A 14,022-nucleotide genomic window follows, 5' to 3' on the forward strand; every position below is an offset into this window, starting at 1 on the left:
GGTGTATTAGATATCTCCCACTCATCTAATCATCAAATCAATTATCACCCATTTTTTATCAATTACTTCTCCACCAGAACCTATTTTCTGGAGATACACTTAGGGCTTCTATAATATAAACACAACTTTTATACCCTTATTCCCTGATTAAGTCAATCTCCTAATCAAATATTACATTTTTAATTTTGTTAAAGCTGTAATCCACTAATGACATTTGACTTTTTACTTGCGCGAAAGACTATTATCAAAAAAAACTGGGCCTCACAACCCCACCTTTTAAGGCGAAATTTTTCAATGGAAAATTGCTCAAACCCCCGTGAAAAAATAACTTTTGTCTATTTACTTATAGCACCTTAAAAATGGATTGTGTTAAAATATTAAGTATTGAAACAGGGTGTTAAGAAAGAAAAAATATGAGATTGAGGCACTATTTAGATAAATTACATCAAAAAACTCTTTGGTACTCCAAGCCTATTGAATGCTTTAAGATTTCAATTTGCTTACTTATTGATTATCTAAAATTTTGGGATTTCTAGTTTCTTGTCAATATTCTCGGCGATCGCCTTTCCCTCAACTCATACCTTAATTCACTAACACCGAATAACACCAGGACTTACGCAAGCTCCTAGATAGTAAGCTATCTGTAGAGGGCGAATGGCATTCGCCCCTACTACATATGGTTGTTTTGCGTAAGTCCTGAACACCAATATATAACACACACAAATATAAACCTTACTTTTATGTTATCTCCTATCTCGGATAATTCCTTAGACATAATAATTAAGTCAGCGATCGTCAAGAATCCATTAGTGGTTTCTCCAGAGCAAAAAGTCAGTGAGGCGATCGCTCAGATGGGCAATGCAGATTCATTATGTAGCACTACTCAAGCTGACAATGATCATACGGATAGTCTGCACAAGCAAGCACGAACTAGCTGTGTAGTAGTAATAGAAGAAGCGAAAGTAGTAGGTATTCTAACCGAGCGTGATATAGTGCGTTTGAGTATTGAGCAACCTAACCTCAATACCTTGCTTATCAGAGAGGTAATGACTTCTCCTGTTTTGACTGTGAGAAAGTCTGAGCTTTCTAACTTATTTTCAATAATCAACTTCATCCAGGAACAACATATTCGCCACCTACCTGTCGTTGATGACCAAAACCAGTTGGTGGGAATATTAACCCATAGCAGTTTGCGCCAATGCTCCCAACCCTTTGAACTGATGCAAATACGGCTTGTTGCAGAAGTAATGACCGATAAAGTAATCTCTGGCAGACCAGACTGCTCCCTGTTAGATATCGCCCAGAAGATGTTTAACCACAAAGTTAGTTCTGTGATCGTCGTAGAATCTAATAATCATCAAACTTCTGCACTCTCTACTGATGCAAATTTTCTAACCCCTCTGGGCATAATAACCGAGGGAGATATCGTCCAATTTCAAGCAATGGGCTTGCGGTTGGCAGATTACAGGGTGGAAATAGTGATGAGTACCCCTGTGTTTGCAGTTCAGCCAGAGGAATCACTGTTGTCAGTACACCAGTTGATGGAACAAAAAAGCATCAATCAGGTGATAGTGACAGGGAAGCAGAGTCAGCTACTGGGGCTTGTGACTCAAAGCAGCTTGCTAAAAGCTATCAACCCTGTAGAAATTTATAAGTTAGCAGAAGTTTTACAATCTAAGGTAGTGAGCTTGGAAGCAGAAAAAGTAGCTTTACTAGAAAGTCGAGCTAGTGAGCTAGAGACAGAAGTCAAAAGCTTAAAAAGTGAACTCCAACAAGAATTTGTTCACCGCCAGAAAGTTGAAGATCGACTACAGGCAAGGGATAGTCTCTTATTAAATATCAACCAGAATATATTCCCTAAGAAGAGTATCTTAGCAAAAATCCAGGCCAAACTTCAAAGTGCCAAAGCAAAATATAAGAGCGGTAATGACCAGATAGAAGTTGTGGTAGTTGAAGATAATGCTGATGATGTTGATACGATCAAGCAGTTTTTAAGCAAGGCTGGGTCTTTCAATGTTGTATCTTTTGAGCGCTTAGAGACTGCTCTTATCCACCTCCACAACTATAAGCTAGATGTTGTTATCCTCGATCTACACCTACCAGATAGTCAAGGTTTAGCTACTCTACAAGCTGTTGAACTTGCTGTACCTACAGTGCCAATTATTGTCTTAACTAACCTAAATAGTCATAATCTTGNAGGCTGGGTCTTTCAATGTTGTATCTTTTGAGCGCTTAGAGACTGCTCTTATCCACCTCCACAACTATAAGCTAGATGTTGTTATCCTCGATCTACACCTACCAGATAGTCAAGGTTTAGCTACTCTACAAGCTGTTGAACTTGCTGTACCTACAGTGCCAATTATTGTCTTAACTAACCTAAATAGTCATAATCTTGCTGTAGCTGCTATGGCTCAAGGCGCCCAAGATTATTTAGTCAAAGGTCAAATTTCTCAGGATAATTTAGTACGCTCAATTAACTATGCTATTTACCAGAGAAAATTGCTGCAACAATTGCAGGGGTTATTTGATAATGCTAAAAACTTAATTCATAGGGTTCAAATAGAAGATGGTAAGTTTGAATATGTTAACAAATATTGGCAAGAAACTTTGGGTTATTCCTCAACAGAAGTTGCCAGCCTAACAATCTTCGATATTCTGCATCCAAGTTGCTACAAACCTTGGCTAAATTTGATTAATAAAATACAAAAAGGAACTGCTCAAACTGAAGCTGAAACTGATAGTATTGAGTTGAGATTTATTAGCAAAGACCAAAAGGAAATTATTGTTGAAGGCAGCATCACTGTTGAACCAAGTAATTATCCCAAAATAAGTCGCGGTATATTCCGGGATATTACAGCAAACAAAGCGATAGAGTCTGAGCGTCGCCAACTAACTCAAGAACTCTCAAACTTTAAAGAAGCCCTCGATCAATCGGCGATCGTCGTAATTACAAATGCCAAAGGTATTATTACTTATACTAATGACAAATTTTGTGAAATCTCTGGCTATTCCCGATCGGAATTAGTTGGTAAAACCCATAAAGTTGTTAATTCAGGTTTCCATTCTGTTAGCTTTTTCCAGAATTTATGGCAAACTATTAGAAAAGGTAAAGTCTGGCAAGGTGAAATTTGTAACCGAGCTAAAAAAGGGCATTTATATTGGGTTTATAGTACGATCGTCCCCTTTTTAAATGACCAGGGCAAACCCTATCAATACTTAGCCATCCGCTTTAATATTACCGAACAAAAACAAGCAGAAGTCGAAATAGCTCAACAACTCGCAAGTATTGAAGCTGCAGTGGATGGAATAGCGATTATCAAGAATGGTTTTTACCAATATGTGAACCCTTCTTATGTTGAGATGTTTGGCTATGAAACTCAAGGAGAATTGGTGGGCAAAAGCTGGAAAATAATCCATTCTGCTGAGGAGTTAGAAAAGTACGATCAAGAATTTTTTCGACTATTAAAACAAGATCGTTCTTCCCACTTAGAAAGATTTGATGAAGGATTTTTTCAACTATTAGAACAAAATCTTTCTTGGCAGGGAGAAATAACTGCCTTTCGCAAAGATGGTAGTATCTTGACTGAACAAATTTCCTTGACCCTCTTAGAAAACGATCTGATAATTTGTGTTTGCCAAGATGTCACAGAACGCCAACAAGCAGAATTAGCTTTGCAGCGATATAGCCGGGAAGTTGAAGACCTCTACAATAATGCTCCCTGTGGCTATCACTCCCTAAATGGAGAAGGAATCTATGTACGGATCAATGACACGGAACTAAAATGGTTGGGTTATACTCGCGCAGAAGTTTTAGGTAAAAAAAAATTAACCGATTTCCTCACTCCAGAAAGTCAAGAAGTTTTTTGGGAAAACTTTAACCAGTTTAAGACACAAAGCTCCTTCGAAGGGCTAGAATATCAGATAATTACAGGAGATGGATCGATTCGCTGGTTTAGTGTAAATTCCATCGCGATTAAAGATGATGCTGGGAACTTGATAATGACCCGCTCTACTATGTTTGACATTACTCTTAGCAAAGCTGCTGAAGCAAAACTACAACGCACCAATGCCAAACTAGCCCATGCCACCAAACTCAAAGATGAATTTTTAGCGAACATGAGCCATGAACTCCGTACTCCTCTCAATGCTATCTTGGGCATGAGCGAAACCCTTCAAGAACAAGTCTATGGAGAGGCAAATGAGCGCCAACAAGATGCCCTGAGAATTATTTCTAAAAGTGGAAACCACCTCTTGCAACTAATTAATGACATTCTTGACCTGTCTAAGATTGAGTCGAATCAAGTAACACTGAATTGTGAGCCGACCAAGATCAAGAAAGTTTGCCAGGATAGTCTGGTTTTCATCAAACAGCAAGCTTTCAAAAAACACATTCAAACCCACCTGCAAATCCCCTCCTCCTTGCCTGAATTGATCGTTGACGAACGCCGGATATGTCAGGTGTTGATTAACTTACTCAATAATGCTGTGAAATTTACGCCAGAGGAAGGCTCCATTNACACTGAATTGTGAGCCGACCAAGATCAAGAAAGTTTGCCAGGATAGTCTGGTTTTCATCAAACAGCAAGCTTTCAAAAAACACATTCAAACCCACCTGCAAATCCCCTCCTCCTTGCCTGAATTGATCGTTGACGAACGCCGGATATGTCAGGTGTTGATTAACTTACTCAATAATGCTGTGAAATTTACGCCAGAGGAAGGCTCCATTACCCTGCAAGTTACTGTAGAAACAGAAGCTAATCAAGAAAATTTGTCTGGCACTGAAGCATCTGCCAACAACAGTCAAACATGGATCAGATTTTCTGTCATTGATACCGGAATTGGCATTAGTCAGGAAAATATAGAGAAGTTGTTTCAACCCTTTATTCAGGTCGATAGTGCTTTAAACCGCCAATATTCAGGGACGGGTTTAGGTCTGTCTCTGGTGAAAAAGATTATAGAGTTGCATGGGGGCAAGACAGGAGTGACAAGTAAAGAAGGGGAGGGCAGTCAATTTTGGTTTGATCTACCCTGTGATAATTTAGTGTTTAAGTCTACTTCCAACTTACCTAGAAATTCTTTTGTTTATACTCAAGAAAATTCTAATTCACCTTTTACCCCTTGTCGCATCTTGTTAGCAGAGGATAATTTGTCGAATATCAAAACAATTTCTGGCTATCTGACAGTCAAGGGATATGAGGTGATAACTGCCTATGATGGACAAGAAGCGATTAATATGGCAAAGTCTGAACATCCAGATTTAATCTTGATGGATATTCAAATGCCAAAATTAGATGGTTTAGAAGCTATGAAGCTAATTCGTCAGGATTCGGCGATCAAAGATATCCCTATTATTGCTCTGACGGCTTTAGCAATGCAAGGCGATCGAAACAAGTGTCTAGATGCAGGGGCTACGGATTATCTTAGTAAACCTATGAGTTTGAGACAACTGACAACGATGATTGAAAAAATAGTCTTTAACCCAACCGAGGATGGGTGAATATTTGGGGTGATTGGGTGATGGGGTGATGGGGTGAGGGGGTGATGGGGTGATTGGGTGTTTGGGGGATATAGCAATCTTATGTGAGTTGTAAGATTTTGGTGGCAGTAGGGACGTTTTGCTAACGCAANGTGATGGGGTGATGGGGTGATGGGGTGATTGGGTGATTGGGTGATATAGCAATCTTATGTGAGTTGTAAGATTTTGGTGGCAGTAGGGACGTTTTGCTAACGCAAAGCTCCGCTTTATATGTCGCGCAGCGTTAACGTTTGCGGAGCATTCCGGAACGGAAAACGCATTTTTGCCGGTGCAACGTCCCTACAGGAGTCAGAATTTTTAAGGTTTTCAGCTAAAACTAACTACCATAAAAATTCTCACATCTCATTCCTGATTGCTATATCTATTAGACATCTCCAAAAATTCAAAATAGAATCAATTATTATCCATAATTTATCAATTACTGCCCCCTGTTCCCTGTTCCCTGTTCCCTGTTCCCTCTTTTCTGTAGATATCTATTGAAGTCACCATACTAATCCTAAATGATTTAAAGATTCATCCCTTGGTTCAGCAATACCATAAATCTTTCAATAATTATAAACATTAATAAATACTATGATTAAACAAACCTTTCAACTTGTCCGAAACTTTTCGATAGTTAGCTTCAGTGCATTTATTCTAGCCATTACTCTACTTGCAGTTTTGTATCGTCAACAAGTAGTAAATAATCTGCTGACCTTAACGGAAAAGAAAAATGTCATACTAACACAGTTTTTGGCCAATACAATATGGCAAGAATACGAGACTTTTTTGTCCTCTACCCAGACTTTGAGTGATGAAGCACTGGCAGCACATTCTAAAACTCGTCAGATCAAAGAAATTGTTACCCAAAAAGTAGAAGGCTTATCCGTTCTCAAAGTTAAAATTTATGACTTACAGGGACGTACTGTGTTTTCTACTAACTTTTCAGAAATAGGACAAGATAAAAGCAAATATGATGGCTTTTTATTGGCTAAGTCTGGTGAAGTTGTCAGTCAATTGCGGCATAGACATACCTTCACAGCATTAAACACTACTCTAGAACATCGCCACCTCCTTTCCAGCTACATTCCAATGTATGTCAAGGGCAACAAAAAAGATATTATTGGGGTATTTGAGCTTTACACTGACATTACTCCCTTGTTGCAAGAAATTAACCAAACCCAGAAAAATCTTTTCCTGGGTAGTCTGGCGATCCTGACAATAGTTTATGTTATCCTCTTGGTCTTTGTTAAAAAAGCAGATCGTTTGCTCAAAATACAGTATCAACAGTTAGAAGCATCTGAGGTTAGCTACCGAACTCAAGCCAAGGAGTTAAAGGAAGTGTTAGATCAACTGCAACAAGCTCAAGTCAAATTAGTAAATATAAAGGAACGCTTGGAATTAGCCACCAGTTCTGCTAAAATAGGGGTTTGGGACTGGGATATTCCTGACGATCGGCTAAATTGGGATGATTATATGTGTGAACTTTACGGCACAGAAGCATCCAGCTTGACAAATACATTGAAACAGTGGGAACAGACCTTACATCCAGAGGACGCTCCCCAGGCAAAGGAATTACTCTACCAGTCTCTCCAAGGAAAAAAGAGTTTTCACACTGTTTTCCGAATAATTATTCCAAATGGATCGATTCGCTGGATCGAAGCTCATGCGATTATACAAAAAAACGATCGCGGTGAAGCCCAACGGATGGTTGGTGTGAATATTGATGTAAGCAATCAAAAGCTAGCTGAAGCAGAATTACAACGCACTAATACCGAGTTAGCCCGTGCCACCAGGCTTAAAAATCAATTTCTAGCGACAATTAGCCACGAACTCCGAACTCCTCTAAATGCTATCTTGGGCACAAGTGAAACACTTTTAGCAAAATTATATGGAGAAATCAGTGAGGTGCAAAAAGATGCTATAAAGGTTATTGACCGGAACGGAACTCACCTGTTGCAACTAATTAATGACATTATAGACTTGACCAGGATTGAGTCGGGTAAAATGGAACTGCAGCGCCAACAAACCAAAATCAATGATCTTTGTGAAAAATAGCCTGGTTTTAGTTAGGCAGCAGACTTTCAATAAACAAATTCAAATCCATCTGCAAATCACCCCTACNAGGTGCAAAAAGATGCTATAAAGGTTATTGACCGGAACGGAACTCACCTGTTGCAACTAATTAATGACATTATAGACTTGACCAGGATTGAGTCGGGTAAAATGGAACTGCAGCGCCAACAAACCAAAATCAATGATCTTTGTGAAAATAGCCTGGTTTTAGTTAGGCAGCAGACTTTCAATAAACAAATTCAAATCCATCTGCAAATCACCCCTACCTTACCTGACCTGATTATTGATAAACAACGAATTACTAAAGTTTTAATTAACTTACTCAACAATGCCATTAAATTTACCCCGGAGAAAGGCTCTGTCACCTTAAAAGTTACCTCAAAACCAGAGGCTTTTCAATTAAATTCTGCTAATACAGAATCATCCCCCAACAGCACTCAGACATGGATCAGATTTTCTGTTATTGATACCGGAATTGGCATTAGTCAGGAAAATATAGGGAAGTTGTTTCAATCCTTTGTTCAGCTCGATAGTGCTTTAAACCGTAAATATTCAGGTACGGGTTTGGGTCTGTGTTTAGTCAAACAAATTGTGGAATTACATGGGGGAAAGGTCGGAGTGATAAGTGAAGAATGGGTGGGCAGTCACTTTTGGTTCGATCTACCCTGTGATGATTTACTGCTCCGGTCATCTACTCCTACATTACCAATAGATTCTGTTGATCCTCCTGCCCAAGTAACTTCCGAGGCACCCATTGTCCCTTTCTGTATCTTGCTAGCAGAGGATAGTTTGCCCAATATTAAAACAATTTCTGGCTATCTGAAAATCAAGGGATACAGGGTTCTAATTGCCCAGGATGGAGAAAAAGCGGTTAATATAGCAAAATCTGAACATCCAGACTTAATCTTGATGGATATTCAGATGCCAAAAGTAGATGGTTTAGAAGCTATGAAGCTAATTCGTCAGGATTCAGCTTTGAAAGATACTCCCATTATTGCTCTCACGGGTTTGGCCATGGATGGCGATCGAGAAAAATGTTTAGCTGCAGGGGCTACAGATTATTTCACTAAGCCTGTGAGGTTGAAGCAACTAGCAATTATAGTTGAAGAAAATTTGAGGGTTGCTAAACAAAGCTCTGAAAGCTATCAAATCTAAATTTAGCCAAATATAAAATGCTTTTCAGTAGACCACAGTAGGGACGTTGCATAACAAAAATGGGAACGTCTCTACTATTGTTAGGGCACATGATATAAAGCCCGACTAGGAGCTTTAATTAGGACTTGCTGATTAAAGATCAAAGCATTGACAGATAAAGGTTTCAGCAATTTTAGTTCTGAAATACCTTGGTTTTCAGCTCTCGATGCTCAAAAACAAGCGCATTTATGGCGCATAGTTAAGCAAAAAAATTACTCTCCTACTCCTCCGCTCCTCTACTCCTTAAAAAAGACTTTTTCAGTAAACCCTAATTATAACTATTCAACCGAACATGATATTATTTATGGGGATGTAGTTCATCAAGTTGAAAAGCGCTGTAAAGCACAATCATAGCCAAAATCATCAAGGCTAAAATTTGCCAACATTATATTATATCATATCCGCTGGTATCGTTTGTGCAAAAGTTGAGGAAATATTTACCTTATGTAAGGTTTTTCCTTTTATTCTTCCTTCTTTATTCTTGCTTTTTCCTTCTTCCTTACCTTCTATACACAATACCGACGCTAGCGGACATGATATAATTCAATATTAGTTTAGATCGAGTTTGGATAGTTATTTACTGTCAAATGACATTCAGCCGCTCTAGCACCTACTACCTAAAACAGAAGAAAAAAATATCCGAAGTTAGTTTACCTATTTTAACGGTTGCTTGAATCACAAAATCGGGATTTCAACCAGGATTTTTAACAAGGAAAATAATTTAATGAAAAATAGTATTTCAATTCTTGTAGTGGATGATGAACCTGAAAATTTTGATGTGATTGAAGGCTTATTCCTAAATCAAGACTACGAGTTAAGTTATGCACCGAGTGGTCAAGACGCTCTTGAGTCTCTAGGCAATTTTTTTCACCCCGATATAATTTTGCTAGATGTGATGATGCCCGGTATAGATGGTATAGAAGTCTGTCGCCAGATTAAAGCAATGCCAGAATGGCAGGCTGTACCCATAATTATGATTACTGCTTTAACTTCTAAAGAAGACTTGGCTCACTGTCTAGCTGCTGGTGCTGATGACTTTATCAGTAAACCTGTTAATAGTCTTGAATTGCGTGCTAGGGTTCATTCTATGGTGCGGATCAAACAACAATACGACCAGATTCAAAACTGGTCTAAACTACAGCAAAGCACTATCGAATTGTTAGAGAGTAGTTTGACTGAGTTGCGCGGAAATCTTGCTGGCAGTTTATCCCATGAGTTGAATACTCCTTTAAATGGTATTTTGTCTAGTTTTCTTTTGCTTGATAGTTATCTTGATGAAATGGATGCTGAAGAGATTCAAGAGATTATCAATATTGGCACAACATCGGCAAAACGCTTAGAAAAGGTGACTCAAAAATTCCTAACTTATCTTTACTTGGAGTTAAAAACTGACAAATTCCTAAATGATCGGACTCCAGATATGGATATTCAGGGGGCTGAAACCGAAACATCCTTGATTTCAGATATTGCAACTGACAAAGCTAAAGCTTTTGAGCGTTCCAATGATCTGACTCTGGAAATTCAAGATGCTACGATTAGGTTTACTTCTCAGCATCTTCAGTGGTTAATTGATGAGTTGTTAGACAATGCTTTTAAGTTTTCTGAGCCTCAAACTCCTGTAAAAATCTCTGGTCAAGTTATAGATGAGGTATTTCAACTCAGTATTAGTGACTCTGGACGGGGAATGACTCAAGAGCAAATTGATAAAATAGGGGCATTTATGCAATTTGAACGTTATTACTATGAACAGCAGGGTGTTGGTTTAGGATTGAAGATTGCTCAGAAGATCGTTAATTTGTATGAGGGAAAAATCTTGATTTCCAGTACCTACCAACAAGAAACCATTGTTCAGATTGAGTTACCCGTGGCTCATGGGGTAATATCAAATCCCCTTGCTACGGTTCCCGAGAAATTGTAGTGTTATAAGAAACCGGGTTTATAGGAGATAGATGTTAGTATAGTGAGCATTTCAGATCAACCCGGTTTCTCTGCTTTTTGACACCGATACTACCGGATTTGATGAACCAGGTGTTAAGCGCCAATTATCTGTTGTGATATTTATTCTTTTCTATAAATTTTAAAACTTTTATACTCTTATTCTTTGATTAAGTCAATCTCCTGACAAAATATTGCATCTTTGATTTTGTTAAATCCGAATTTAACCTAAAATTATTAATCATTTACAGGCATCCTATTAATATAATGGTACAATTTATTTTTTAGTTAAATTTCTAATTAGGTAATAATGCGAACTAATTATTGTGGACAAGTAAATGGCGATCGTATTGGAGAAACTGTGAATCTCTGTGGATGGGTAGACCGCCGTCGGGATCATGGGGGGGTGATTTTTTTAGATTTGCGCGATCGCTCTGGGATTGTTCAAATTGTTAGCGATCCAGAGCGTACTCCAGACTCCTATCAAATAGCAGGGGATATTCGGAATGAATATGTTGTACAAATTACAGGTCGTGTCAGTCGTCGTCCTGAAGAGTCTCTTAACCCTAAACTTCCTACTGGGGAAATAGAAATTTATGCAGATGATATTCGACTATTGAATGGTTTGGGTAAACAACTGCCATTTCAAATTTCCACTGNTCCAGAGCGTACTCCAGACTCCTATCAAATAGCAGGGGATATTCGGAATGAATATGTTGTACAAATTACAGGTCGTGTCAGTCGTCGTCCTGAAGAGTCTCTTAACCCTAAACTTCCTACTGGGGAAATAGAAATTTATGCAGATGATATTCGACTATTGAATGGTTTGGGTAAACAACTGCCATTTCAAATTTCCACTGCTGAAACAGAAGCAGTAAGGGAAGAGTTGCGGCTCAAATATCGGTATTTAGATTTGAGAAGGGAACGGATGACTCGCAACCTGCAATTACGCCATGAAGTTGTTAAAGCAATGCGCCGTTTTCTGGAAGATGAAGAAAACTTTATCGAAGTCGAAACTCCTATTCTCACTCGCTCTACTCCAGAAGGGGCGAGAGATTATCTGGTTCCTAGTCGCGTTAATGCTGGCGAGTGGTTTGCTTTACCCCAGTCTCCCCAACTTTTCAAACAAATGTTGATGGTTTCTGGTTTTGATCGTTATTATCAAATCGCCCGTTGTTTCCGGGATGAAGATTTACGAGCAGATAGACAACCGGAGTTTACTCAGTTAGATATGGAAATGAGTTTCATGTCTCAGGAGGAAATTCTGCAATTAAATGAGCAGTTGGTGGCATACATTTTTCAGAAAGTCAAGGGTGTAGATTTACCTTTACCATTCCCTCGACTGACTTATGCGGAGGCGATGGAACGTTATGGTAGTGATAAACCAGATATTCGGTTTGGTTTAGAATTGGTGGATGTCTCCGACTTGGTGAAAGATTCTGGTTTCAAAGTATTTTCGGGAGCGGTTGCTGCGGGTGGGATAGTGAAAGTGCTACCTATTCCTGGAGGTAACGATGCTATTTCCAATGTTAGAATTAAACCTGGTGGCGACTTGTTTAAAGAAGCGAGTGAAGTCGGAGCAAAGGGTTTGGCTTACATTCGCGTCAAAGAAAAAGGCAAGATAGATACTATTGGAGCTATCAAAGACAACCTCACGGACGAACAAAAACAGGAATTGCTCAAACGTACCAATGCTCAACCAGGTCATTTGTTGTTATTCGCTGCGGATGACACAAATACTGTCAACAAAACTTTAGACCGTCTGCGGTTAGTTGTGGGCGAACAATTGGGATTAATTGACAAGGATAAAATTAATTTATTGTGGGTGACGGACTTCCCCATGTTTGAATGGAATGAGGAGGAAAAACGTTTGGAAGCATTGCATCACCCTTTTACCGCACCCCACCCCGATGATATTAATGATGTGAAAACTGCACGAGCGCAAGCTTACGATCTAGTGTTTAATGGTTATGAAATTGGCGGTGGTAGTTTGCGGATATATCAACGGGATGTGCAGGAAAAAGTGTTTGAAGCGATCGGTTTATCTGATGAGGAAGCTGATAATAAGTTTGGCTTTTTATTGGAAGCGTTTGAATATGGGACTCCTCCCCACGGTGGTATTGCTTATGGTTTAGATCGGTTGGTGATGTTGTTAGCGGGTGAGGAGTCTATTCGGGATGTAATTGCGTTTCCGAAGACTCAGCAGGCAAAATGTTTGTTAACAAATGCGCCTTCTGCAGTTGATAAGAAGCAGTTGAAGGAATTGCACGTTAGTTCAATTTCTAAACCGAAATCTTAGGTTTTTTTGGGGAAAAGAAACTGAGTTGTTGATAGGAAATCAACGTTAACTCAGTTTCTTGTTGTTAGGAAACAGTTGATTAGTGGATAATGAAAACTATCTCTAATTATCAATTACCCATTGGTAAAATATAGCCGTTTATCTCAGTAAAATCATAAATCCTTCCTGAGAAAAATGTCTATCATGGGTTAAAACTTCATTTATTTCTAGCTCGTTCATCGTGTTCATAGAAATACAATCTGTTAAACTATACCCTTTATCAAGACGATTTTCATATAAACTTCGACCTAATAAAAACGATTTATGGCTTTGTTCAACTACATAAATATCGGAGCGATCAATAATATTTTTAACTAGCTTAACTGTGCGTCGTCGTTGCTTAATTCCAAAGTTAGCATAGAAAGTTAAAAGTTCATTCAATATCTCCTCCGTTGTCACTATTTTTGTCTGTTGAAGTGATTGACTAATTTGAATAACTTTGTCATGCAAATTATCTCTAGGATTTATTAATGCTATCCAATAAAATGTGTCAGCAAAAATAGTTTTCATTCTTCTTTTTTGGCTGTACCGTAGATGTAATTGTCATGTTGTTTGGCTCCATCTATAGGGAGTTGATTAAGTTCTTCTTCTGTCATATCTTGAACTAGAGATTCTGCTACTTTCCAGATAGGTTGATTAACTTTTTGGCTGTTTTTTTCTGCCTGAGTTTGTAATTCAAACTGGATGGCTTTTTTGAGTTCTGCAAATACAATATCTAGAGAATCTCCCTGAAACTGTTTATCTGTAATTTCTGGGCAAGACGCAAAATAGCTTGATTCTTTTTTTCAAGGGATATATTGATTTTATATGACATTTACAATTGTTCTTCTGAGTAGGTTATATCATGTTCGGTTGAACACTTATAATTAAGATAGTAAGGGAGTAGGGGAGTAGAGGAGTAGGGGAAAATTTAAAATATATCCTCTCCAAAGCAAATATTTTATTTATACCTAATCATCCGGAC

At 38.5% G+C, this 14,022-nt stretch carries 7 protein-coding genes and 5 pseudogenes; 11 read left to right on the top strand and 1 reads right to left on the bottom strand.

Going from position 1 to position 14,022, the window contains the following annotated elements:
- Positions 1-740: 740 nt before the first annotated feature.
- The 11 genes and pseudogenes from AFK68_RS47135 to aspS all read left to right on the top strand — a co-directional run.
- On the top strand, positions 741-2,196 hold a 1,456-nt coding region (locus AFK68_RS47135), incomplete at its 3' end, for a CBS domain-containing protein (protein ID WP_371357639.1).
- A 1-nt stretch (position 2,197) separates the two neighbouring features.
- A pseudogene (locus AFK68_RS47140) lies at positions 2,198-4,017 on the top strand (PAS domain S-box protein); the annotation flags it as partial.
- A 54-nt stretch (positions 4,018-4,071) separates the two neighbouring features.
- Positions 4,072-4,515 (top strand): annotated as a pseudogene (locus AFK68_RS47145) (sensor histidine kinase); the annotation flags it as partial.
- 1 nt (position 4,516) lies between these two features.
- Positions 4,517-4,999, top strand: a pseudogene (locus AFK68_RS47150) (sensor histidine kinase); the annotation flags it as partial.
- A 138-nt stretch (positions 5,000-5,137) separates the two neighbouring features.
- Positions 5,138-5,497: pseudogene (locus tag AFK68_RS47155) on the top strand (response regulator); the annotation flags it as partial.
- 612 nt (positions 5,498-6,109) lie between these two features.
- Positions 6,110-7,573: a sensor histidine kinase KdpD gene (locus AFK68_RS31075; RefSeq protein WP_094677896.1), complete on the top strand. Its 1,464-nt coding sequence runs from the start codon at positions 6,110-6,112 to the stop codon at positions 7,571-7,573.
- Positions 7,574-7,741: 168 nt separating this feature from the next.
- A complete protein-coding gene (locus AFK68_RS31080) occupies positions 7,742-8,746 on the top strand; it encodes a response regulator (protein WP_143438475.1) in 1,005 nt (334 codons plus the stop codon).
- Between the two features lie 147 nt (positions 8,747-8,893).
- Positions 8,894-9,139 carry a hypothetical protein gene (locus AFK68_RS31085; RefSeq protein ID WP_094677900.1) on the top strand — a complete coding sequence of 82 codons (246 nt, stop codon included), beginning with the start codon at positions 8,894-8,896 and terminating at the stop codon, positions 9,137-9,139.
- Between the two features lie 370 nt (positions 9,140-9,509).
- Positions 9,510-10,703: a hybrid sensor histidine kinase/response regulator gene (locus tag AFK68_RS31090; RefSeq protein ID WP_094677902.1), complete on the top strand. Its 1,194-nt coding sequence runs from the start codon at positions 9,510-9,512 to the stop codon at positions 10,701-10,703.
- 327 nt (positions 10,704-11,030) lie between these two features.
- Positions 11,031-11,379: OB-fold nucleic acid binding domain-containing protein (locus AFK68_RS47160; protein WP_371357640.1), on the top strand; the 349-nt coding region annotated here is incomplete at its 3' end.
- A gap of 1 nt (position 11,380) precedes the next feature.
- Positions 11,381-13,019, top strand: a pseudogene (gene aspS, locus AFK68_RS31095) (aspartate--tRNA ligase); the annotation flags it as partial.
- Positions 13,020-13,157: 138 nt separating this feature from the next.
- Here aspS and AFK68_RS31100 read toward each other — a convergent pair.
- Positions 13,158-13,568 carry a type II toxin-antitoxin system VapC family toxin gene (locus AFK68_RS31100; RefSeq protein WP_094677906.1) on the bottom strand — a complete coding sequence of 137 codons (411 nt, stop codon included), beginning with the start codon at positions 13,566-13,568 and terminating at the stop codon, positions 13,158-13,160.
- Positions 13,569-14,022 lie beyond the last annotated feature (454 nt).

The sequence above is a fragment of the Hydrocoleum sp. CS-953 genome (genome assembly GCF_002260545.1).
In the GTDB taxonomy this organism is placed as follows: Bacteria; Cyanobacteriota; Cyanobacteriia; order Cyanobacteriales; family Microcoleaceae; genus Trichodesmium.

What these genes read in the sequence shown, in the direction of transcription:
- AFK68_RS31080 (WP_143438475.1), top strand. Translation starts at nt 7,742, where the DNA reads ATGGAACTGCAGCGCCAACAAACCAAAATCAATGATCTTTGTGAAAAT.
- AFK68_RS31075 (WP_094677896.1), top strand. Translation starts at nt 6,110, where the DNA reads ATGATTAAACAAACCTTTCAACTTGTCCGAAACTTTTCGATAGTTAGC.
- AFK68_RS31100 (WP_094677906.1), bottom strand. Translation starts at nt 13,568, where the DNA reads ATGAAAACTATTTTTGCTGACACATTTTATTGGATAGCATTAATAAAT.
- AFK68_RS31090 (WP_094677902.1), top strand. Translation starts at nt 9,510, where the DNA reads ATGAAAAATAGTATTTCAATTCTTGTAGTGGATGATGAACCTGAAAAT.